At 74.4% G+C, this 21958-nt stretch carries 23 protein-coding genes and 2 pseudogenes; 9 read left to right on the forward strand and 16 right to left on the reverse strand.

What is annotated here, in order from left to right; translation table 11 throughout:
- Positions 1–93 precede the first annotated feature (93 nt).
- The 3 genes from tilS to dacB all read right to left on the reverse strand — a co-directional run bounded on the left by tilS (position 94) and on the right by dacB (position 4073).
- The gene (gene tilS, locus AC07D6_RS24720; protein WP_479047729.1) at positions 94–1182 is read right to left on the reverse strand and encodes a tRNA lysidine(34) synthetase TilS; all 1089 of its coding nucleotides are present in this window, start codon (positions 1180–1182) and stop codon (positions 94–96) included.
- Positions 1183–1392: 210 nt separating this feature from the next.
- Complete coding sequence (locus AC07D6_RS24725; protein ID WP_315875937.1) at positions 1393–2520, reverse strand: zinc-dependent metalloprotease; 1128 nt, start codon at positions 2518–2520, stop codon at positions 1393–1395.
- 128 nt (positions 2521–2648) lie between these two features.
- A complete protein-coding gene (dacB, locus tag AC07D6_RS24730) occupies positions 2649–4073 on the reverse strand; it encodes a D-alanyl-D-alanine carboxypeptidase/D-alanyl-D-alanine endopeptidase (protein ID WP_479047733.1) in 1425 nt (474 codons plus the stop codon).
- Positions 4074–4208: 135 nt separating this feature from the next.
- Between dacB and AC07D6_RS24735 the strand changes: the two genes are divergently transcribed.
- The gene (locus AC07D6_RS24735; protein ID WP_315875939.1) at positions 4209–4703 is read left to right on the forward strand and encodes an inorganic diphosphatase; all 495 of its coding nucleotides are present in this window, start codon (positions 4209–4211) and stop codon (positions 4701–4703) included.
- Positions 4704–4918: 215 nt separating this feature from the next.
- Positions 4919–6571 (forward strand): threonine/serine exporter family protein, encoded by a 1653-nt coding sequence (locus AC07D6_RS24740; RefSeq protein WP_315875940.1) that lies wholly within the window; start codon positions 4919–4921, stop codon positions 6569–6571.
- A gap of 74 nt (positions 6572–6645) precedes the next feature.
- Here the strand turns inward: AC07D6_RS24740 and AC07D6_RS24745 are convergent, their stop codons facing one another.
- From AC07D6_RS24745 to AC07D6_RS24770, 6 genes are all read right to left on the reverse strand, one after another.
- Entirely contained in the window at positions 6646–7341 is a 696-nt protein-coding gene (locus AC07D6_RS24745) for a VTT domain-containing protein (RefSeq protein ID WP_315875941.1), read from the reverse strand.
- Between the two features lie 332 nt (positions 7342–7673).
- Positions 7674–8432: a MerR family transcriptional regulator gene (locus AC07D6_RS24750; RefSeq protein ID WP_315875942.1), complete on the reverse strand. Its 759-nt coding sequence runs from the start codon at positions 8430–8432 to the stop codon at positions 7674–7676.
- An 83-nt stretch (positions 8433–8515) separates the two neighbouring features.
- The gene (locus AC07D6_RS24755) at positions 8516–9157 is read right to left on the reverse strand and encodes a PadR family transcriptional regulator (RefSeq protein ID WP_315875943.1); all 642 of its coding nucleotides are present in this window, start codon (positions 9155–9157) and stop codon (positions 8516–8518) included.
- Positions 9158–9372: 215 nt separating this feature from the next.
- Complete coding sequence (locus AC07D6_RS24760) at positions 9373–9918, reverse strand: DinB family protein (protein ID WP_315875944.1); 546 nt, start codon at positions 9916–9918, stop codon at positions 9373–9375.
- 100 nt (positions 9919–10018) lie between these two features.
- Positions 10019–11476 carry an aldehyde dehydrogenase family protein gene (locus tag AC07D6_RS24765; RefSeq protein ID WP_315875945.1) on the reverse strand — a complete coding sequence of 486 codons (1458 nt, stop codon included), beginning with the start codon at positions 11474–11476 and terminating at the stop codon, positions 10019–10021.
- Positions 11477–11552: 76 nt separating this feature from the next.
- Complete coding sequence (locus AC07D6_RS24770; RefSeq protein ID WP_315875946.1) at positions 11553–12437, reverse strand: helix-turn-helix domain-containing protein; 885 nt, start codon at positions 12435–12437, stop codon at positions 11553–11555.
- A 289-nt stretch (positions 12438–12726) separates the two neighbouring features.
- On the opposite strand from AC07D6_RS24770, the gene AC07D6_RS24775 reads away from it, so the two are divergent.
- Positions 12727–13227, forward strand: coding sequence for an ATP-binding protein (locus AC07D6_RS24775; protein ID WP_315875947.1), 501 nt, complete (start codon positions 12727–12729; stop codon positions 13225–13227).
- 121 nt (positions 13228–13348) lie between these two features.
- Here the strand turns inward: AC07D6_RS24775 and AC07D6_RS24780 are convergent, their stop codons facing one another.
- From AC07D6_RS24780 to rpmG, 5 genes are all read right to left on the reverse strand, one after another.
- A complete protein-coding gene (locus tag AC07D6_RS24780; RefSeq protein WP_315876110.1) occupies positions 13349–13567 on the reverse strand; it encodes a DUF397 domain-containing protein in 219 nt (72 codons plus the stop codon).
- Between the two features lie 269 nt (positions 13568–13836).
- Positions 13837–14082, reverse strand: a complete 246-nt coding sequence (gene rpsR / locus AC07D6_RS24785) for a 30S ribosomal protein S18 (RefSeq protein ID WP_479047742.1) — start codon at positions 14080–14082, stop codon at positions 13837–13839.
- A gap of 4 nt (positions 14083–14086) precedes the next feature.
- Positions 14087–15226 (reverse strand): CobW family GTP-binding protein, encoded by a 1140-nt coding sequence (locus AC07D6_RS24790; protein WP_479047745.1) that lies wholly within the window; start codon positions 15224–15226, stop codon positions 14087–14089.
- Positions 15226–15498, reverse strand: coding sequence for a type B 50S ribosomal protein L31 (locus tag AC07D6_RS24795; RefSeq protein WP_315875950.1), 273 nt, complete (start codon positions 15496–15498; stop codon positions 15226–15228). The genes AC07D6_RS24790 and AC07D6_RS24795 overlap by 1 nt, the downstream gene beginning before the upstream one ends.
- 5 nt (positions 15499–15503) lie before the next feature.
- Positions 15504–15668, reverse strand: a complete 165-nt coding sequence (rpmG, locus tag AC07D6_RS24800) for a 50S ribosomal protein L33 (protein ID WP_026252351.1) — start codon at positions 15666–15668, stop codon at positions 15504–15506.
- 66 nt (positions 15669–15734) lie between these two features.
- Here rpmG and AC07D6_RS24805 point away from each other — a divergent pair.
- From AC07D6_RS24805 to AC07D6_RS24815, 3 genes and pseudogenes are all read left to right on the forward strand, one after another.
- Positions 15735–16001 (forward strand): annotated as a pseudogene (locus AC07D6_RS24805) (hypothetical protein); the annotation flags it as partial.
- Between the two features lie 22 nt (positions 16002–16023).
- A pseudogene (locus AC07D6_RS24810) lies at positions 16024–16299 on the forward strand (uS14 family ribosomal protein); the annotation flags it as partial.
- A gap of 67 nt (positions 16300–16366) precedes the next feature.
- The gene (locus AC07D6_RS24815) at positions 16367–16855 is read left to right on the forward strand and encodes a hypothetical protein (protein WP_315875951.1); all 489 of its coding nucleotides are present in this window, start codon (positions 16367–16369) and stop codon (positions 16853–16855) included.
- A 78-nt stretch (positions 16856–16933) separates the two neighbouring features.
- On the opposite strand, the gene AC07D6_RS24820 is transcribed toward AC07D6_RS24815, so the two are convergent.
- On the reverse strand, positions 16934–18070 hold the full coding sequence (locus tag AC07D6_RS24820; protein WP_479047749.1) for a DUF2786 domain-containing protein: 1137 nt from the start codon (positions 18068–18070) through the stop codon (positions 16934–16936).
- Entirely contained in the window at positions 18067–18468 is a 402-nt protein-coding gene (locus tag AC07D6_RS24825) for a winged helix-turn-helix transcriptional regulator (RefSeq protein WP_479047751.1), read from the reverse strand. Before AC07D6_RS24825 ends, AC07D6_RS24820 begins: the two co-directional genes overlap by 4 nt.
- Positions 18469–18549: 81 nt before the next feature.
- On the opposite strand from AC07D6_RS24825, the gene AC07D6_RS24830 reads away from it, so the two are divergent.
- The 3 genes from AC07D6_RS24830 to AC07D6_RS24840 all read left to right on the forward strand — a co-directional run bounded on the left by AC07D6_RS24830 (position 18550) and on the right by AC07D6_RS24840 (position 21917).
- Entirely contained in the window at positions 18550–19368 is an 819-nt protein-coding gene (locus tag AC07D6_RS24830) for an NAD(P)H-binding protein (RefSeq protein WP_479047754.1), read from the forward strand.
- A gap of 57 nt (positions 19369–19425) precedes the next feature.
- Entirely contained in the window at positions 19426–19986 is a 561-nt protein-coding gene (locus AC07D6_RS24835; protein ID WP_479047757.1) for a sugar O-acetyltransferase, read from the forward strand.
- Positions 19987–20249: 263 nt separating this feature from the next.
- Entirely contained in the window at positions 20250–21917 is a 1668-nt protein-coding gene (locus AC07D6_RS24840) for a bifunctional 3'-5' exonuclease/DNA polymerase (protein WP_479047760.1), read from the forward strand.
- The last annotated feature ends 41 nt before the right edge of the window (positions 21918–21958 follow it).

Below are 21958 nucleotides of genomic sequence, written 5' to 3' on the forward strand. Positions count from 1 at the left end.
CGTTCTGGTTCACCCGGGTCACTTTCGTTGCAGCCTGCGCCAGCCTGGACCGGCCTGGACGGCCTCCTGACCGATGCCTCGGCCGGTTTTCGGTCAGCCTTGCCGGATGACCAGTCTGCCACCCTGGCGCCGGGCGACGACGCGGCCGGGCAGGTTGATGGCGCCCTGGCCCCGCCAGCCCGTGATCAGCCGGTCCAGCTCCTCGACGTGCCGGGCGAACAGCGACCCGGCCGGGGCGCCCTCGGCGATGGCCGCGCGGCGCAGGACGCGGCGGCGCACGGCGGGCGGCAGGGCGTACAGCTTGGCGCACTCCAGCAGGCCGGCCTCGTCGCGGACGGTGGCGTCGGCCTCGGCGGCCCAGCGGTCCAGGGCGTCGGCGTCGTCGCGGCAGAGCTGCGCGGTACGGGCGAGGGCCTCCACGACGCCCTTGCCGAGCGACTTCTCCAGGGCGGGCAGGCCCTCGTGGCGCAGCCGGGACCGCGTGTACGCCGGGTCGGCGTTCATCGGGTCGTCCCAGACGGGCAGGGACTGGACCAGGCACGCCTTGCGGGCGGTCTGGCGGTCGAGGTGCAGGAAGGGGCGGCGGTAGCGGCCGGCGGCGCCGGAGACGGCGGCCATGCCGGACAGGGAGCGGATGCCGGAGCCGCGGGCGAGGCCGAGGAGCACGGTCTCGGCCTGGTCGTCGCGGGTGTGGCCGAGCAGGACGGCGGCGGCGCCCAGGCGCTCGGCGGCCTCGTCCAGGGCGGCGTACCGGGCGTCGCGGGCGGCCGCCTCGGGCCCGCCCTCGCGGCCGACGGTCACCGTGATGGCCTCGACCGGGTCGAGCCGCAGGGCGCTGAGCCGGGAGGCGACCTCGGCGGCGCGCAGGTCGGAGCCGGGCTGGAGGCCGTGGTCGATGGTGATGCCGCCGGCGCGGACGGCCAGCTTGCGCGCCTCGAAGGCGAGGGCGGAGGCCAGCGCCATGGAGTCGGCGCCGCCGGAGCAGGCGACCAGCACGAGCGGCGGCTCGCCGGCGCGGTCGGTGCCGGCGCGCGCGGCCCGCTCGGGGCCGGTGGCGTCCGGGTGCGCGGGAGCTGCCGCCGCGGGGCGGGCGGCGGTGTTCCGGGAGACCTCGTTGAGTACGTCGTGGAGTACGCGGCGAACCGCCAGGCGTATCGCCGCGACCGCAGGATGGGGACCCATGTCCGGTGCCCTTCGTGGAAGTTGGGGGGTGCCTCGGTCGGAGTCTTAACGGTCGGAACGGAGGGTTCGGTCACTCAGGCCGTCACTCAGCGTGCGTCGATGGTGACAGAACACAGCCGTTACCCGAGCATCGCACGCCTATCCGTCGCCCACGGTCCCTCGGATGGGTGATTGGAGCGGCTCCGTTCCGGGGACACCGGTTCCGCTTCCTCACTCCCCCTTGCGGTGCACCCTCGCCACCCACTCCGCCGGCCTGGCGATCTCGGCCTTCGTGGGCAGCGTGTTCGGGGAGGTCCACACCCGGTTGAAGCCCGCCATGCCGACCTCGTCGACGACGGCCCGGACGAACCGCTCGCCGTCGCGGTACTGACGGAGCTTGGCGTCCAGTCCGAGCAGCTTGCGCAGCGCCGCGTCGAGGCGGGACGCCCCGCGCGCGCGGCGCTGCTGGAACTTCTCGCGGATCTCCGCGACGGACGGCACGACCTGCGGGCCGACGCCGTCCATGACGTAGTCGGCGTGGCCTTCGAGGAGCGACATGACGGCCGTGAGGCGGCCCAGGATCTCCCGCTGCTCCGGGGTCTGGACCAGCTCGACGAGGGAACGGCCGCCGTCGTCCTCCTCGGCCTCCGGCCGGGCGCCGGCGAAGGTCTGGACGGCCTCGCGGAGACGTTCCAGCACGGTCATCGGGTCGACCTCGGTCGCGCCGAGGAACGCCTGGATCTCGCTCCGCAGGTGGTCGCGCAGCCACGGCACGGCGGTGAACTGCGTGCGGTGCGTCTCCTCGTGGAGGCTCACCCACAGGCGGAAGTCGTGCGGGGCGACGGCGAGCTCCCGCTCGACGTGGACGATGTTGGGCGCGACGAGGAGGAGCCGGCCGCCGCCGTTCTCCCCGGCGGGCAGTTCGCGGGTGGCGGGGGCGAAGGTCTCGTACTGGCCGAGGACGCGGGAGGCGAGGAAGGAGAGGAGCATGCCCAGCTCCACGCCGGTCACCTTGCCGCCGACCGCGCCGAGGACGGCGCCGCCGGGGCCGCCCGGGCGGCGCTCCGCCATCTTGTCCAGCAGGGGCTTGAGGAGTTCGCGGAAGCCCGCCACGTTCGCCCGGATCCATCCGGCCCGGTCGACGACGAGGACGGGGGTGTCCTCGGGCTCGTGCCCCTCCGGGACCATGCGGGTGAACCCTCGGACGTGCTCCTCCGAGGCCTTGGCGTGCCGCCGCAGCTCGGCGACGACCTCCCGGGCCTCGTCGCGGCTCACCTCGGGCCCGGGCCGCACGAATCGGGTCGCGGTCGCCACCGCGAGATTCCAGTCGACCATCTCGGCACCACCGATGCTCGTCATGCGTCAACCGTACGTGCTCCGCGCCACAAGGGTGACCCCGCGGGCGTACGCGGACCGTACGCGGGCGGGCGCGGCCGGGGCGGCGGGCGCGGGCCGGGACGCGGGGGCCGCCGCGGGCCGGGCGGCGGTCAGGGCCGTGGCCGGGCGGCGGTCAGGGCGGTGGCGAGGGCGTCCAGGGCCGGCTGGGCCTCGTACGGGGACGGGGTGTTCGACGCCAGGAAGGCGAAGGCCAGGAGGCGGCCGTCGTGGGTCACCGCCGTGCCCGCCAGGGCGTTCACGCCCGTCAGGGTGCCCGTCTTCGCGCGGATGAGGCCCGCCGCCGGGGAACCGTCCGTGTAGCGGTCCTCCAGGGTGCCGCTGAAGCCGCCCACCGGGAGGCCCGTCAGGACGGGGCGCAGCTCGGGGTGGGCGGGGTCGGCGGCGCGGGCCAGGAGCGCGGTGAGGAGGCGCGCGGAGAGGCGGTTGCGGCGGTCGAGGCCACTGCCGTCCCTGATGACGGCGCCGTCCAGCGGCACGCCGAGCCCGCGCAGTTGCGCCCGCACCGCCCGCCCGGCGCCGTCGAAGCCGGCGGGGTGGCGGGTCGCGCGGGCGGTCGCCCGGGCCAGCGCCTCCGCCAGGTCGTTGTCGCTGTGCGTCAGCGTGCGCTCCACCAGGGTGGACAGGGGGGCCGAGTGCGTCGCCGCGAGCCGCAGGGGCCGGTGCGGGGCGCGGCCGGGCCGGGGAGCCGGGGACACCGTGACGCCCCGCGCCGCGAGCAGCTCCGCGAAGGCGCGCGCCGTCTCCCCCGCCGGGTCCCCCGCGCGCGGGGCCGGGCCGGAGGTGGAGTCGTCGAGGCGTGCGGAGCGGGTCATGAGCGCCGTGACGGGGGCGATGTTGTCGTTGACGCCGATCCGGTGCCGTACCGGGCCCCTGTACAGGGAGGTGTCGTACGTCAGGGCCGTGGGCGCCGCGCCCCGCGCGCGCAGGGCCTTCGCGGTGGCCGCCGCCAGGGCCTTCAGGCGGCTCTCGTCGAGCGTCGGGTCGCCGCCGCCGACGAGGGTGACCGTGCGGGCGTCCCGCGACGCGACGACGGTGGTGGTGAGGCGGTGGTCGGGGCCCAGCGCCGAGAGGGCCGCCGCCGTGGTGGCGATCTTGATGGTGGAGGCCGGGGGCATGGGGGCCGCCACCCCGTGCCCGTACAGCCGGCGGCCGGTCGCCACGTCCACGACGGCCGCCGTGCGCGGGGCGCCGAGGCCGGGGTCGCGGAACAGCGGGTCGAGCGCCCCGGCGAGGGCGGGCGCGGGGGCGTCCTGGACGCGGGCGGGCGCCGCCAGGGGCGTGAGGACCGCGGGGGCGCTCGGCGCGGGCGCGGGCGCACGGCCGACGGAGGGGCCCGGCCCGGCGCCCCGGCCGTGATGTGCGCCACCTGTGGCGGCCCGGGCAGCGGCGCGGTCGCGTTCGGCCGTACGCTGACCCCCGTCCCAGGGACCGGCGAGACCCGCCACCGTGGCGGCCAGGGCGACGCCGACGGCGGCGGAGCCCGCGGCCAGCCGCAGCACGTTCCGCTCCAGCACGGCTGACCAGCCCCTTTCGCGAGCACTCGGTTGCGTGAGGGACACTTAACCACTGAGCTGGGCCACGAGCACGGCACCCCGGTGATCACGGCGGTCCAGTGACCCGACATTGTGTTGATCTTGGAGGAGCCACCCGTGGAGTTCGACGTCTGCATCGAGATCCCGAAGGGTTCGCGGAACAAGTACGAGGTGGACCACGAGACCGGTCGCATCCGTCTCGACCGCCACCTGTTCACCTCGACCGTGTACCCGGCGGACTACGGCTTCGTCGAGGGCACCCTGGGTGAGGACGGCGACCCGCTGGACGCGCTGGTCATCCTGGACGAGCCGACCTTCCCCGGTGTTCTGGTGAGGTGCCGCGCGATCGGCATGTTCCGCATGACCGACGAGGCCGGCGGCGACGACAAGCTGCTGTGCGTCCCGGCGTCGGACCCGCGCATGGAGCACCTGCGCGACATCCACCACGTGTCCGAGTTCGACCGCCTGGAGATCCAGCACTTCTTCGAGGTCTACAAGGACCTGGAGCCGGGCAAGTCCGTCGAGGGCGCCGACTGGGTCGGCCGTGCCGAGGCGGAGGCCGAGATCGAGGCGTCCATCAAGCGCCTGAAGGAGCAGGGCGGCGCCCACTGAGGCAGCCCCCTCACCGCGTTCCGCCGGCGGGCGGCGCACCCCGAGCGTCACGGGTGCGCCGCCCGCCGTGCTGTGCGGGCGGGGCAAGGACGCCCATACTGGGCGGAACGGGCACGTCACGCGCGCGTGGAGGCGTGCGGCACCGGGAGTACGGCACGGCGCCCCGGGCAGGCGGAGACGACGCGACGGACGATCAGTGGGAGTGGGCAGGCACAGTGGTGGCGGAGCCGCACGGTCCGGAGGAGGACCGCAAACCGCAGCCGGACGAGGCGCGCAGCGCCTTCACCCCGCCTGCCGGTGTGGAGCCGCCGGGCCCGCCCGAGGACGACCACCCGAGTTCGGAGTTCGCCGTCCCGGAGGGGTTCGCGGCGGAGCCGTCCGGGGAGCCGGAGAGGTCCGCGTTCGCGCCGCCGTCCACGTTCGACGCGCGGCTGGCCCACCCGGCGTACACGCCCGCGCAGGGCCTGCCGGCGGTCCGGCTGTCGAAGGACGCGCCGTGGCAGGACCGGATGCGGACCATGCTGCGGATGCCGGTGGGCGAGCGTCCGCTGACCGAGCCGGCGCAGCGGCACGAGGAGGGCGCCGGCCCGGCCGTGCCCCGCGTGCTGGACCTGACGCTGCGCATCGGCGAGCTGCTGTTGGCGGGGGGCGAGGGCGCCGAGGACGTCGAGGCGGCCATGTTCGCGATCTGCCGCTCGTACGGGATGGACCGCTGCGAGCCGACGGTCACGTTCACGCTCCTGTCGGTCACGTACCAGCCGTCGCTGGTGGACGACCCCGTGACGGCGAGCCGGATCGTGCGGCGCCGCGGCACCGACTACACGCGGCTGACGGCCGTGTACCAGCTCGTCACGGACATCAACACCGAGGACGTCGACGTCACCCTGGAGGACGCGTACCGGCGGCTGGCGCTGATCCGCCGCAACCGGCACCCGTACCCCGGCTGGGTGCTGACCCTGGCGGCGGGCGGTCTGGCCGGTGCGGCGTCGGTGCTGCTGGGCGGCGATGTGACGGTGTTCCTGATCGCGGCCGCGGGGGCGATGCTCGGCGACCGGCTGGCGTGGCTGGCGGCGGGGCGGGGGCTGCCGGAGTTCTACCAGTTCGCGGTGGCGGCGGTGCCGCCCGCGGCGCTGGGCGTGGTGGTGAGCCTGCTCCACGCGGGGCTGCGGCCGTCGGCGGTGATCACGGGCGGGCTGTTCGCGCTGATCCCGGGGCGGGCGCTGGTCGCGGCCGTGCAGGACGGCCTGACGGGCTTCTACATCACCGCGTCGGCGCGGTTGCTGGAGGTCGTGTACTTCTTCGTCGCGATCGTGGTGGGCGTGTTGACGACGCTGTACGTGGGCGTGCAGGTGGGCGCGGAGCTGAGCCCGGAGGGGACCCTCGCGCCGGCGGAGCGGCCGGTGGTGTCGATCCTCGCGGCGATGGCGCTGTCGCTGACCTTCGCGGTCCTGCTCCAGCAGGAACGTTCCACGGTGGTGTTCGTGATGGTGAACGGCGCGGTGGCCTGGGTCGTGTTCGGGGCGGTCGCGGTGACGGCCGGGGGGTCGGCGATGCTGGCGACGGCGCTGGCGGCCGGGCTGGTGGGCCTGTTCGGGCAGCTGATGGCGCGGTACGAGCGGTCGACGTCGCTGCCGTACGTGACGGCGGCGATCGGGCCGCTGCTGCCCGGTTCCGCGATGTACTACGGCGTCCTCAACATCGCGCAGAACAACATGGACGCCGGTTTCGCGTCGCTGGCGCGCGCGGCGGCGCTGGCGCTGGCCATCGCGATCGGCGTGAACCTGGGCGGCGAGCTGGCCCGGATGTTCCTGCGGGCGCCGGCGACGGCGGCGACCCGCCGCGCGGCCAAGCGCACGAGGGGCTTCTGACGGCGCGCGGCCGGCCGGTCCCCCGGCCGGCCGCGCGTGGCCGGTGCGGCGCCCGGTGCCCCCGGGCGCGGTGGTCAGCGCCTGGCGTGGCGGCCGCGCTGCACGGGCGCGGCGGGGTCGGCCGGGAACGCCGCGCCGGACAGCGCGGCGGCCTTCTTCGCCTTCGAGCGTCCGCGCACGAACTCGATGATGATCGGGATCACCGACAGCAGGACGATCAGGACGAGGATCGCCTCGATGTTCTCCTTGATGAAGCCGATCTGACCCAGGAAGAACCCGGCGACGGTGATGCCGGCGCCCCAGAGCACGCCGCCGACGACGTTGTACGCGATGAACGTCCGGTACTTCATCCGGCCGGCGCCCGCGACGATCGGCGCGAACGTCCGCACGATCGGCACGAAACGGGCCAGCACGATCGCCTTCGGCCCGTACTTCTCGACGAACTCGTGCGCCTTGTCCAGGTTCTCCTGCTTGAAGACCTTGGAGTTCGGGCGGCTGAACAGCTTCGGGCCGAAGAACCGGCCTATGGCGTAGCCGACCTGGTCACCGGTGATCGCAGCGATCACGATCAGTGTGCAGACCAGCCACAGCGGCTGCTGGATGTAGTTGCCCTCGGCGACCAGCAGGCCCGCCGTGAACAGCAGCGAGTCACCCGGCAGGAAGGCGAAGAACCCCGATTCGGCGAAGACGATGAGCAGAATGCCGGGCAGGCCGTACTCGGAGATCAGGTAGTCCGGGCTGAGCCACTCCGGGCCAAGCGCAAGGGTCATCACGGGTTCCGGGCTCCTGGGTCGATGGGCGGGGGACGGCTGCCCAAACGTATCAACGCTCCCGGCGTGCCCTCGGTTCCACCGACCCTCCGCGCGCGCGGCCCGGGCGGCGCAGCGAACCGGACGACCGGATACCGCCCCTTCCGGTCACTCCGCGTGGCCGGTGGGCGGGGTGGAGGGGCCGCCCGGGGCCCGTGGGCCTCCGGCAGCCCCTCCACGGCCCGGCACCCCGCCCCGGTCCCGGGTGCCCCGCCCGGGGGCGGCGCTCCGCCGCGGGGCCGCCCGGACCCCGGGCCCCGGGTGTCCCGCGCGCGGGGCGGCGCGGGCCGCCGTTACGCGTGGCGGTCGGCGTTCGCGTGGATCGCGTCCCGCACGTGCTCGGCGAGGCCGGGGCGCATGCTGTCGTAGAACGCCTTGAAGCGCTCGTCCGCGACGTACATGTCGCCCAGGCAGCGGTGCATCTCGTAGGGGCAGTCGTAGAACCAGCGGCAGATGTGCTGCCGGTGCTCCTCCGCCATGGCCACGGCGCGCTCGCCGGACGGCTCCTCGCCCTCCTCCATCAGCGCCGTGTAGCGCTCGCCCCAGTCCTTCGCCTCGTCCTGGATGCGCTGCCAGTCCTCCTTGGCGTAGCGGGCGGCGCGGCGCTGGGACTCGCGGTACGCCTCGGTGCCGCCCCAGCGCTGCTCGGCCTCGTCGGCGTACTGCTCGGGGTCCTTGTCCCCGAAGACCTCGAACTTCTCCTCGGGGGTGAGGTTGATGCCCATCTTCTTCGCCTCCATGGCGTTCTCGACGGCCTCGGCCATCCTCTGCAGTTCGACGATCCGGGCGGTCAGCAGCCGGTGCTGGCGCCGCAGGTGCTCCTGCGGGTCCGTGTCCGGGTCGTCGAGGAGGGCCGCGACCTGGTCGAGCGGGAAGCCGAGCTCCCGGTAGAACAGGATCTGCTGCAGCCGGTCGAGGTCGTCGTCCTCGTAGCGCCGGTGTCCGGCGTGGCTGCGGCCGCTCGGGGAGAGCAGCCCGATCTCGTCGTAGTGGTGCAGGGTCCGCACCGTGGTCCCGGCGAGACGGGCGACCTGTCCGACGGAGTAGCTCATCGTCCCCCGCTCCTTCCTTCGGTACGCCCCCAGCCTGGTTCCTCACGCCGCGTGAGGTGCAAGCGGCTTTTCCGAGGAGGGCGTCAGCCCTGGTCGCCGGGGTGCCGGGAGCCCGTCGCGTACGGGTTCTCCTGGCCGTCCGCGAGGACGCCGACGAACGGGTCGCCCTCGCCGGCGAAGGTGTACGCGCCGCCCTCGACCCGCTCGATGAGGCCGCGGGTCCAGGCGGCGCCCGCGTCGGCCTGGTGGAGCCAGAGGTTCATGATCTCCCCGATGTGGCCCAGTTGCTCGGGGCCGCCCTCCGGCGTGTAGTGCTCGGTGACGGTGGCCCGCCAGCGCTCCAGGCCCGCGACCCGCTGCCGGAGCAGGCCGACCGCCTCCGCGCGCGGCAGGTCGACGAGGAAGCCGAGGGCGGCGGTGAGGCTGTCGGGCTTCTGGTCGTGCGCCGTGAGGGCCTGGCGGAGCAGGGCGAAGTACTCCTCGGTGCCCTGTTCGGTGATCTCGTACTCGGTGCGGGGCGGGCCGCCGGCGGTGCTGGGCGCGGTCTCGTGGGCGCGCAGCAGGCCCTGCTTCGCCATCTGCTTCAGGGCGTGGTAGATCGAGCCCGGTTTGGCGTTGGACCACTCGTGGGCGCCCCAGTACTCCAGGTCGTTGCGCACCTGGTAGCCGTGTGCCCGCCCGTGCTGGCGCACGGCGCCGAGCACCAGCAGCCGGATCGCCGACATTCGCGTCCCTGCCCTCCGTACCGTGACGTCAATTTTGACTAGGGTACGGGCAAGGACGCGCCCGCGCCGGGAGAACGCGCCGCGCCAGGGCCGAGGGGCCCGGGAGTGCGGGGCCCCGGGCCGAGCACGACCGGCCTCCGACACGGGCCGTCGACGCGAGCCGTCGGCGCAGGCCACCGGCGCGGGCCTTCGGCGTCCCGGGCCCGGGCGGTCCGCTACGCCTCCCGGCCGGCCTCCATCTCGATCAGCTCGAAGGAGGTCCTGCCGTCCAGGCACTCGCGGATGATGTCGGCGTGCCCGGCGTGCCGGCCGAACTCCTGCACCAGGTGCAGTGCCATCCACCGCACGGAGACCCGGCCGTCCTTGGGGAACCAGGGCGCCTCGGGCAGCGGGAAGGTGTCGTCCAGGCTGGGCACCGTGCGGATGAAATCCTCCAGCTCCTTGACGACCCCGTCCCAGAAGGCGAGCACGCCGGGGATGGTCTCGTCGCCGGACAGCCGGAAGCCCTCGGCCCAGGTCTCCGGGCTGCGCCTCCTGTCGTTGGGGCGCTGCTGGGCGAGGCGCAGCCAGTTGAGCTCGGCTTCCGCCGCGTGCTTGAGCAGCCCCGACAGCGACAGTTCGCTGGCGGTGGGGCGGCTCGCCGCCTGCTCCTCGGTCAGTCCGAGGACCGCGCGGCGGAGGGCGGCGCGCTGCGCCTCGATGAAGGAGAGCAGCGCGCCGCGCTCATCGCCGTGCGCCTCGGCGGGGACAAGAGCGACCATGAAGGGACCGCCTTTCCGGTGGGGTCGTGCCCTGACCTGACCTCCTCACGCTAGGGACCATCGCGGTCAGGTCCTGTCCTCGATGGGTGTGCGGGCCGGGTCAGATGGGGAAGGTGCTGCGCGCGTGCTGGACGGAGATCCACTTCTGCGTGGTGAACGCCTCGACGGTCGCGTCGCCGTTGAGCCGCCCGACGCCGGAGTGCTTCTCGCCGCCGAAGGGCACGATCGGCTCGTCGTGGATGATGCCGTCGTTGACGTGGATCATGCCCGTGTGGACGCGCTGGGCGAACCGCACGCCGCGCTCGACGTCGCGGGTGTGGACGCCGCCGCTCAGCCCGTACGGGGTGTCGTTGGTGATGCGGACGGCCTCGTCCTCCCCGTCGAACGGGATGAGGAGGGCGACCGGGCCGAAGATCTCCTGGGTGAGGACGGGGGCGTCGGCCGGGATGTCGGACAGGACGGTCGGCGCGACGACGTTGCCCTCCGAGACGCCGCCCACCAGCACCTTGGCGCCGGCCGCGACGGTCTGCTGGATGGCGCTCATGACCGACTCGACCTGCGAGGAGTTGATGAGCGGGCCGATGTGGGTCTCGGGCTCGGACGGGTCGCCCGTCTTCAGGGTCCGCACCTTCGCGACGAACTTCTCGGTGAACTCGTCGAGGACGGACCGGTCGACCAGGACGCGGTTGGCGGCCATGCACGCCTGGCCCTGGTGGATGAAGCGGCTGAAGACGGCCGCGTCGACGGCGTAGTCGATGTCCGCGTCGTCGAGGACGACGAGCGCGCTGTTGCCGCCGCACTCCAGGACGGCCCGCTTGAAGTGGTTGGCGCACACCGTGGCGACGTGCCTGCCGACGCGGTCGGAGCCGGTGAAGGAGATGACCCTCGGGATCGGGTGCTCCAGCAGCGCGTCGCCGATCTCCGCGATGTCGGTGACGACGACGTTGAGGACGCCGGGCGGCAGGCCCGCGTCCTCGAAGACCTTGGCCAGCATGGTGCCGCCGAGGATCGGGGTGTTCTGGTGCGGCTTGAGCACCACCGCGTTGCCCAGGGCCAGCGCCGGGGCGACGGACTTCAGCGAGAGCAGGAAGGGGAAGTTGAACGGGCTGATCACGCCGACGACGCCGACCGGCAGCCGGTAGAGGCGGTTCTCCTTGCCGTCGATGGGCGACGGGAGGATCCGGCCCTCGGGCCGCAGCGACAGGTGGATCGCCTCGCGCATGAACTCGCGGGCGAGGTGGAGCTCGAAGGCGGCCTTGCCGCGCGTGCCGCCGAGCTCCGCGACGATCGCCTCGATCAGCTCGTCCTCGCGGTCCTCGATGATCCGCAGGGCGCGCTCGAAGACGCCGCGCCGCGTGTACGGGTTGGTCGCGGCCCACCCGGCCTGCGCCCGCTCGGCGGCGCGGTAGGCCTGGTCCACCTCGTCGACGGTGGCGACGGTTATGGAGGCGAGCTTCTCCTCGTTGTACGGGTTGAAGTCGATGATGTCCCACGAGCCGCCACCGGCCCGCCATTCACCGTCGATGTACTGCAGGGCCAGATCTTTGAAGTAGGACATGACATCCCTTCCGAAGCCGCGTGGCCCGCAGGGCCGCTCCCGGGCATCTATGACGGGACGTCATACTACTTACGTATCAAATGAGTTGCAGGAGTCCTCTGAGGAGATCCCGACTTTCCTCCGGGCCGGGGCTGTCCGCGTGGAGCCTCTCCATGGCCCGCTCGTACTGGGCGACCTCGTCGCGCTTGTCGATGTAGAGGGCGCCCGTCAGCTGTTCCAGGTAGACGATGTCCGAGAGGTCGGACTCGGGAAACCGCAGCATGGTGAAGGCGCCGCTCTCGCCGGAGTGCCCGCCGAAGCTGAACGGCATCACCTGGAGCGTGACGTTGGGCCGTTCCGACATCTCGATCAGGTGCTTCAACTGGTCGCGCATGACGGACCGGTCGCCGTACGGGCGGCGCAGCGCGGCCTCGTCGAGAACGGCGTGAAACCGCGGAGCGCGCTCGGACACGAGGACCTTCTGCCGCTCCAGGCGCAGGGCGACGCGGCGGTCGATCTCGGCGGCCGAGGCGGTGGAGCACATCCCGCGGGCGACGACCGCGTGCGCGTACGCCTCGGTCTGCAGCAGGCCGTGGACGAACTGGACCTCGTAGATGCGGATGAGCGAGGCGGCACCCTCAAGCCCGATGTACGTCTGGAACCATCCGGGCAGCACGTCGCCGTAACTGTGCCACCAGCCCGCGAGGTTGGCCTCCCGGACGAGGCCCAGCAGCGCCTCGCGCTCCTTCTCGTCGGTCACGCCGTAGAGCGTGAGCAGATCCTCCACGTCCCGTGCCTTGAAGCTCACCCTTCCCAACTCCAGCCGGCTGATCTTGGATTCGGACGCCCGGATCGAGTAGCCGGCGGCCTCCCGGGTGATGCCGCGCGACTCGCGCAGCCTCCTCAGCTGAGAGCCCAGCAGGATGCGCCGCACCACGGAACCGCCGGATTCAGTCGCGGTCACGTCTCCAACCCTCCCCATCGCTGATGTGTACGACGGAGCACCCCCGAGCCCCGAGGAAGCGGATTCTGCCACCAAAACGCTTCACCCCGTACGCGAACGATTACAGAACGGCGACCACTTCGGCCACAGCCGCCGGAACGACCCGGGGAAGATATGGCCAAGAACCGCCACGGGGCAGGACACCTCGGGCGCGTGCACGTGCATCTGCCCTTGCATCTGCCCCTCCCTTTCGGAACCATGGTCCCCGCGCACCTGCGTAGTCGTTCGTGTTGTAGCACCACAGCCGCGAATCCGGGGAGTGCCTCGCATGGGGACGAATGGATCGACCATGCTCGAGCCGTTAAGGCAGGGGCTTCCCCCGATCGACGCCGCGTCCCTGTCGAGCTCGGCCTCGTGCGCCCTGCCCGCCCGGTACGAAGCGGTGCGCGGCGCCCGCCAGTTCACCAGCACGACCCTCGCGCAGTGGAACCTCAGCGACCGGTTCGACGACGTCGCGCTCGTCGTCTCCGAACTCGTCACCAACGCCCTGCGGCACGCGCTGCCCGCCGACACCCCGCGCGAGCACCCGCTCGACCCGCCCGTGCGGCTGCACCTGATGCGCTGGGCGGGCCGGCTCGTGTGCGCGGTGCGCGACCCCAGCCCGGACACGCCCGCGGCGCGCACCTCCGGCGAGGACTTCTCGGCGGAGTCGGGGCGCGGGCTGTTCCTGGTCGAGTCGTTCAGCGACAGCTGGGGGTGGCACCCGCTGGCGGGGACGCTGCACGGGAAGGTCGTCTGGGCGCTGTTCCGGCTCGCCGACCAACCGTAGCCGGGGCCGGCGCGCCGCACCGGAAGAGACGTCGGCCCGAGGCCACGGGGGACTCGCCGCCGATGAAAAGGGGCTCCGTTCGCGGAGCCCCTTTTTCCGTGCCCGGCGCGGGGGCGGGCCGTCAGCCGCCGACGAGGTGGTCGAACTCCCCGTCCTTGACGCCCAGGAGCATTGCCTCGATCTCCGCGGGGGTGTAGACCAGGGCGGGCCCGTCGGGGAACCGCGAGTTGCGTACCGCCACATTCCCGCCGGGGAGCTTGGCGAATTCGACGCACGAGCCTTGTGAATTGCTGTGCCGGCTCTTCTGCCAGACGACCCCGTGAAGCTCCGTGGCCGCCATGCCGTTGTACACGTTCAACACGTGGTGCACAGGACGCTCCCCGAGTCACATGAGTTACATGAGTGAGTGATGTTGCAGGTGTCAACTATCTGGGATCATAGCTGCGTTCACCTGCACATGCATGAGCAGATGCACGTGCACGCCGGGTGTTCCTTCGACTACTGAGACGCGTACCGGGCCCGTGAGGCTCCCTCTTTCCCCCGGCACACGGAAAAAGGCCCCCCACGCGCGCGGAGCGCGGGGGAGCCCCCTTGAGGAACGGCGGTGCGTCAGCGGGCCGCCGAGGCGTACGGCAGCAGCGCCATCTCGCGGGCGTTCTTCACGGCCCTGGCCAGTTGCCGCTGCTGCTGGGCCGAGACGCGGGTCACCCGGCGGCTGCGGATCTTGCCGCGGTCGGAGACGAACTTCCGCAGCAGGTCGGTGTCCTTGTAGTCGATGTACGTGATCCCTTCCCGGTCCAGCGGGTTGGGGCGGGCCTTGGTCGGCCTGCGGTCGGCAGAGCGGCGCGGGGGCACGGGGTCAGACCTCCAGGAGCGTGTCGAAGGCGGACGGGAGCCGCTTCCAGGCCGTACGGCCGGCGGCGTACTCCGCGTCGGTGAGCAGGCAGGAGCCGAGCAGCTCGGCGAGCCCCTCGCGGTCCAGGCCGGGCGAGGTGAAGACGAGGTGCTGGCAGCGGTCGCCGAACTCCGGTTCCCAGTCCAGCGCGGCGGCGGCCCGGCGCACCGCCGGCACCATCTCCCAGGCGGCGTCCGGCAGCGCGGCCAGCCACGGGCCGGCGCTCTCCACGCACAGGGCGCCGCCCGCCGCGTCCCAGGCGAGCAGCGTGTCGGGCCGGTCCGCGAGCCAGAAGCGGCCGCGGCTGCGGGCGGCGGCGCAGGCCAGGTCCTCCAGCGCCGCGTACAGCCGCCCGGGGTGGAAGGGCCGGCGGGCGCGCCACACGTACGTGCCCACGCCGGCCGCGTCCGCCTCCTGCGGGAGCAGCGCGCAGGCCGGGTGCTGGGCGGCGGCCGCGGCCTCCACGTCGAACCCGGCCAGGAGGGCCGTGGCCAGGTCCCCGTCCGGCACGGCGACCCGGCGGGCCGTCGGGTGGAGCTGGGAGAGCAGCGCGCGGTCCTCGTCGCCGGCGTCCGGGCCGTCCAGGACGGCGAGCACCGGCGCGTACTCCACCTGCCGGGCCCAGGTGTCGGCGATCGTCCGCCGGTCCGTGGCGGCGGACGCGAGTCCGGCGTCCGCCAGGTCGTCGCCGTTGCCCAGGTACGGGAGGACCAGCGCGGGGTCCACGGCGGTGGCGACCCCCGTCAGGTCGAGCCCGGCGGCGGCCACGGCCTCGGCCGTCGCCCGGGGCTCGACCGAGTCCCACAGCTCCACGACGGCCAGCCGGGTCAGGCCGGCGTCGGCGAGCCGCCCCAGCTCGGGCACCAGGTCCTCGCGGAGCGTGCAGCAGGCGCAGTCGTTGACGAGCGGCGCCTCGCCGGTGGAGAGCACGCCGCTCGCGTCGCGGACCGTCCGGACGACCGTGCCGCGCTCGACGGCGGCGGACAGGTCGTGGTGGAGCGCGACGCTGCCCGGCACGGAGGCGAGCAGCCGGTCGACGGCGGCGCGGCGGGCGTCGGAGTGGAGTCCGCCGACGAGGGCGACGGAGAGGGGGACGGACGGCATCAGCGGGCCTCGGGCCGCCCGGCGGCCCCGGCCGCGCCGTAGCGGCGCTCGAACCTCTCCACGCGCCCGGCCGTGTCGAGGACGCGCGCCTGGCCGGTGTAGAAGGGGTGGCTCGCCGAGGAGATCTCGACGTCGACGACGGGGTAGGTGCGGCCGTCCTCCCATTCCACGGTCTTGTCACTGGTCATGGTGGACCGGGTGAGGAAGGCGAAGCCGCCCGCCTTGTCGCGGAAGACGACAGGTCCGTACGCGGGGTGGATTCCGGGCTTCACGGCGGTCAGCGCTCCTCTCGGAAGTCGACGTGCCGGCCGACGACCGGGTCGTACTTGCGCAGGGTGAGGCGGTCGGGGTCGTTCCGGCGGTTCTTGCGGGTCACGTAGGTGTAGCCGGTTCCGGCGGTGGACCGGAGCTTGATGATCGGGCGTAGTTCGTTGCGGGCCATGGGGACAGAGTAAATGGAAATGGTTTCCATTACCAAGAGAGTTTCCCGAGAGGTGGGTCACTCTTCTCCGCCCGCTGCCGGCCGACCGGCGCCCGGCCGACCGGCACCCGCCGGGCTTCGGCGACCGCGCCCTGCCCCCGCCCCCGCCGGTACACGTACCGCCGGTACGCGTCCCGCCGCTTCGGCCCCACCGTCCGGCACGGGCACCACCGGCTCCCCGGCGAGGGCCGGTACGTGCGGCTCGCCCTCGGCGCCCGCGGCATCAGGACCGTCGACGCGATCGGCGGCGGAGCGGCCGGCGCCCGCGTCCGCGCGGGGGGGGTGAGGGCCTGACGGCGAAGGAGGGCATCGGCGGCGGGGCGGCCGGCGCAGGGCCGTCGTCGAGCGGTACGCCGCCCGTCGCGCCGAACTCAAGGAGCTCATCCGCCGACCGGGCACCCCGGAGGCGGAACGCCCGGCCGTTCGGGCCGAATCGCGTCACCGGCCGCGCGACGCCGGCGCCACGCGGGTTCGCGACCGGGACGCCGCGGGCGGCCGACCCCGCGGCCGCGTGCGGACGTCCGGCATCCCGCGGACGCGTCCGCGGGAGCAGGCGCACGCCGGATCCCCGCCCGGCGGGCGCACGTCGTCCCGATGGCGCTGTGAGCCCTTCCTGGTAGCTTGGCGCGAACTGATCATCCGACTAGGGGGACTTGATCGTGCAGAAGCTGGTACGGAAGGGTGCGGCCGTCGCGGCCGTGTTGGTCTCGGCCGTCGCGCTGACCGCCTGCGGCTCGAACGACGAGAGCGCGGCGACGGGCGGCTCGGGCGGCTCGGCCGCGCCGTCCGCCGGCACCTCGAAGGCCGCCGGGGTGGCCCTCGCCGATGCCGAGGGCACCTGGCTGGGGACGACGGACGGCAAGCCGGTCACGCTGACGGTCAACAAGGGCGGCCAGGCCGTGGTGATCAGCGAGGCGCACGTCTGCCAGGGCACCGCGAAGGAGGGCGACGCCCTGACGCTCGCCCTCACCTGCAAGGACGGCGACACCGACCGCGCGTCGGGCACGATCCGCTCCGCCGACGGCGAGCGGCTGGTCGTCGCCTGGGACTCCGGCAAGACCGACACGCTCTCCAAGCCGGCCGTCAGCGGCCTGCCCACGAACCTGCCGTCCATCCCGCCCCTGCCGTCGCTGCCGCCGCAGCCGTAGGACCACCACGGTCGCAGGACGACCACCGCCCCGCGACCACCGCCGCCCCTCGACCGCGACGGCTGCGGGGCGTACGGCTCAGGGCGCCGCGCGGCCCGTGTCGGCCCGGTCCGCCGCGGCCCTGCCGTGGTCCCAGCCGGCCGGGTCCGTGGCGCCCCTGACCCGGGTCGTCGTGGCGCCCGGGAACATCCGGTCCGTACGGGCGGTCACCGCCACGTCCCGCGCCGCCAGGACCGGCAGCAGCGTCGGCTCCCCGGCGGTGACCCGGCGGGACGTGGCCGACAGGCGGTCGCCGAGCCGCTGCGCGTACGCCAGCAGGAACGACTGCCGGAACGTCTTCGTCCGCTTCCGGCCCCCCGCCCGCTGCGCCGCCTCCGCCTTCGCCATCGCGGCCTGCCCCTGCACCAGCAGCGAGGTGTACAGCAGCTCCACCGCCTCCAGGTCCGCCTCGTAGCCGACGACGGTCGAGAAGCCGAACTCCTCGTTCCACACGGCGCGGCAGCGGTTCGCGCCGGCGACCGCGTCCAGCAGGATCGCCTTCGCCGTCTCGTACGGGGGCTCCACCCCGATCCGTACGGCCGACGGCTCGTCCGGGGCGGGACCGCCGTGCGCGCGGGCGGCGAGGGCCGCCTCGTCCAGGCTGTGGCGGGCCATCAGCTCCTGGGCCTTCGCCGTCAGCGCCTCCGCCTCCTCCGGGTAGTCCGTCGCCTCCGCCTTGGCCAGCAGGGCGCGGATCCGGGCCAGCGTGCGCGGCTCGCCCGCGACCGGCGCCGTCAGCGGGGCGGTGCCCGGCGGCGGGGCGACCGGCTCCAGGGCGGGCAGCCGGGCCAGCAGGCGGTACAGCTCCAGTACGGCCGTCGCGTACGAGAACCGGTCGGCCCGCCAGGGCTCGGTGTCCAGCGCGGCGAGCTGGTCCCGCCAGCGCGGCGGCACGTGCGCGTACCCGGCGGACTCGGCGGCGACCAGCGCGGACACGAGCCGCACGTGGTGCGCCTCCAGGTCCCGGCGGACGAGCCGCACCACGTCGGCGGGCTGCCAGCCGCGCGCCCAGGCCCGGCGCAGCAGTTCCTCGCCGCGCCGCGCCAACTCCGCGTCGGCGGACGGGTCGGCGGCGAGCAGCGACGCGGCGGTGTCGAGGGCGGCGGTGCCGTCCGCGTACAGGGCGGCGCCGAGGGCCCGTTCGACGGTCGGCCCGCCGCCCGGCCCGGCGTTCACGGCCGCTCCCGCTCGTCGTAGGCGCGGCGGGCGTCCGCGATGGCCTCGCGGTGGGCGAGGGACCAGTCGACGAGCGCCTTGACCAGCCCCGTCAGGTCGCGCCCGGTCGCGGTCAGCTCGTACGCGACCTGCGGCGGCACGGTGGGGCGCACGGTCCGCGTGACCAGGCCGTCGCGTTCGAGGCGGCGCAGCGTGAGGGTGAGCATGCGCTGCGAGATGCCCGGGACGAGCCGCTGGAGCTCCCTGAAGCGCCGCACGCCCCCGGCCAGTTCGACGACGACGTGCACCGTCCACTTGTCGCCGAGCCGGTCCTGCACGTCGCGTACGCCGCAGTCCTCCGCGCAGCTCAACCCGGCGGGTGCGTCCCCGCCGGTTACCTCCGTGTGCCCCACGGACATGAAAGTGCCTCCTTATGCATACGCCGCCACCACGACCACCATGGTCGCAGCGCACACGTCCACGGAACGGGGGGCATTCCCATGCTGTTGATCACCGGTGTCTCGGGCGGGCTCGGCGGGCTGGTCGCCGGGCACGCCGCGGGCCGCGACGACGTCCTGCTCGGCACCCGCTCGCCGGACGGCCGGCCCGGAGCGCGCCGGGTGGACTTCGACGACCCGGCGTCGCTGCCCGGCGCCTTCGCGGGGGTGGACACCCTGCTGCTCGTCTCCGCAGGCTACGGCGAGGACGACGTCGTCACGGCCCGCCACGGGGCGGCGATCGACGCGGCGGAGGAGGCCGGGGTGCGGCACGTCGTCTACACCAGCCTCTCCGGGGACGGCGACCACCTGCCGTACGCCCTCCCCCACCGCTGGACCGAACGGCGGCTGCGCGCCTCGCCGACGGCGTGGACGGTGCTGCGCAACGGCCTGTACGCCGAGTTGCTGGCGGCGCTCGCCGGGCCGGACGCCGACGGCCGGATCACGGCGCCCCTCGGCGGGGGCGCCCTCGCGGCGGTGGCTCGGGCGGACCTGGCCGAGGCGGCGTTCCAGGTGGCCGTCGACCCGGCGCCGCACACCGGCCGGGTGTACGAGCTGGTCGGGGAGGTCCCGCTGGGCGGCGCCGACCTGGCGGCGGCGGTGTCGGGGACGTACGAGCCGGGTGACGGGCTCGCCGCGGCCCGGGCGGCGATCGCGGCGTCGGGAGCGGCGCCGTTCCAGGTGCCGATGCTCCTCGGCACGTACTCGGCGATAGCCCACGGCTTCCTGGACGGCACCGGCGTGCCCCGCGGCCACCTGCGCGGGCTGCTCGGCCGGGAGCCGCGCCCGGCGGTGGACGTGTACGCGCGCGCGGTGGGGTAGGGCTCCCCGGGAGCCGGGCCCCCGGGAGCGGGGCGGCGGAGGCGGAGGGAGCGGGCCGTGGGGGAGAACAAGCGGAGGATGCTGGCCGGGGAGTGGTACCTGCCCGACGACCCCGAACTGGCCGCCGACACCGAACGGCGGATCGCGCTGTGCGCCGCCCACAACGCGCTGCCGCCCGCCCCGGCGGAGGAGGGGATGCGGATCCTGCGGGAACTGCTCGGCGCGGTCGGGGAGGGCGTGCGGATCAGGCCGCCGTTCCACTGCGACTTCGGGTACCACGTCAGCATCGGCGACCGAACGTTCGTCAACGTCAACGCCGTCTTCCTGGACTGCGCCCCCATCACGGTCGGCGCCGACGTCCAGATCGGCCCGAACGTGCAGCTCCTCACGTCGGAGCACGAGCTGGACACCGGGCGGCGGCGGGCCGGCTGGGAGCGGGCCGCGCCGATCACGATCGGGGACAACGTCTGGCTGGGCGGCGGGGTGATCGTCTGCCCGGGGGTGACGATCGGTGCCGACACGGTGGTCGGCGCCGGTTCCGTCGTCACCCGGGACCTGCCGGCCGGGGTGCTCGCGGTCGGCGGCCCGGCGCGGGTGGTCCGGTCCCTCGAACCGTGAGGACCGGCCCCGCCGCGCCCCGGCCCCGCCGCACCCCGATCCGCCGTACCTCGGCCCGTCGCGCCCCGGGGCTCCGGGCCTGCGGGTCCGTGGGTCCCGGGCCTCCTGGTCCTCGGGCTCTCGGCCCTCCGGGCTCCCTCGAGTCCCCGCCGTGCCCGCCGCGTCCGCCGTGCCCGTGAGCGGGAGCAGGAGCGCCCCGGCGACGGGCCGGGACCGACGCGGGCTGCGGGGGATTGTCAGTGGCGGGTGCCAGACTCGCTCCCGTGAGCGAGCGGTGGGCGCTGGACGGTGTCGAGGGCGGCGGTGCGAGGCTCGTCCCCCTCGGCCGGGACGGTTTGCCCGCCGGTCCCGTCGTCACCGAGCCCGACCTGGTGGCGGCGGTGCGGTCGCGGCCGGAGGTCGGCCGGTGGGTGTGGCGGTCCACGGCCGACCTCCATCCGCGGCTCCTCGCCGCGGGCGTGCGCGTCGAGCGGTGCTACGACATCGAGGCCGCCGAGCAGTTGCTCCTCGGCCACGAGGGACGGCTGGGCGAGCCCCGGTCGGCGGCGGCCGCCTGGGCGCGGCTGCACCACCGCCCGGTGCCGCCCGACCGACCCACCCGGGCGGCCGAGCCGGGCGCGCAGTCCCCGCTGTTCGACGCGGCCCCCGGCGGCCCGGAGGTCCCGTTCGAGGGCCTGCTGGAGGTGTACGCGGAGCAGCAGCGCAGGCACGGCGCCGCCGAGCACCCGGACCGGATGCGGCTGCTGACGGCGGCCGAGTCGGCGGGGATGCTGGTGGCCTCCGAGATGCACCGGGCCGGCCTGCCGTGGCGGGCGGACGTGCACCGGGAGGTGCTGCACGAGCTGCTGGGCGAGCGGTACGCGGGCGGGGGCGAGCCGCGCCGGCTGGCGGAGCTGGCGGCCGAGGTGTCGGCGGCGTTCGGGCGGCCGGTGCGGCCGGACCTGCCCGCGGACGTGGTGAAGGCGTTCGCGGAGGCCGGGATCAAGATCCGGTCGACGCGCCGCTGGGAGCTGGCGGAGGTCGACCACCCGGCGGTGGAACCGCTCCTCGCGTACAAGACGCTGTACCGGATCTGGACGGCGCACGGCTGGGGCTGGTTGCAGGACTGGGTGCGCGACGGCCGGTTCCGACCCGAGTACGTGCCGGGCGGCACGGTCAGCGGACGGTGGACGACCAACGGCGGCGGGGCGCTGCAGATCCCGAAGGTGATCCGCCGGGCGGTCGTCGCCGACGAGGGGTGGCGGCTCGTCGTCGCGGACGCCGACCAGTTGGAGCCGCGCGTGCTGGCGGCGGTCTCCCGCGACCCGGGGCTGATGGAGGTGGCGGGACACGACGGCGACCTGTACGCGCGCCTGTCGGACCGGGCGTTCTCGGGCAGCCGCGACCACGCCAAGCTGGCGCTGCTCGGCGCGATCTACGGGCAGACCAGCGGGGACGGCCTGAAGAACCTGGCTGCGTTGCGGCGGCGGTTCCCGCGCGCGGTGGCGTACGTCGACGACGCGGCCCGCGCGGGCGAGGAGGGCCGACTGGTCCGTACGTGGCTGGGCCGGACGAGCCCGCGCGCCGCGGGCGCCGGCGAGGCCGAGGAGGCGGGCCTCCCGCAGGACGGCGACCGGGCCCCGGCGGGTGCGGGCGCGGACGCCCGTGCGCGCGGCCGGTTCACGCGGAACTTCGTGGTGCAGGGCAGCGCCGCCGACTGGGCGCTGCTGATGCTGGCCGCGCTGCGGCGGGCGATCGCGGGGATGCGGGCCGAGCTGGTGTTCTTCCAGCACGACGAGGTGATCGTGCACTGCCCGGCCGAGGAGGCGGAAGCGGTCGCTGCGGCGATCCGCGCGGCCGGTGACCTGGCCGGGCGGATCGCCTTCGGGGACACGCCGGTGCGGTTCCCGTTCACGACGGCGGTGGTGGAGCGGTACTCCGACGCGAAGTGACCGGTCCCGGCGCGCCCCGGCGCGACGCGGCGCACCCCAGG

It is taken from the genome of Streptomyces sp. NPDC045287, from assembly GCF_056432325.1.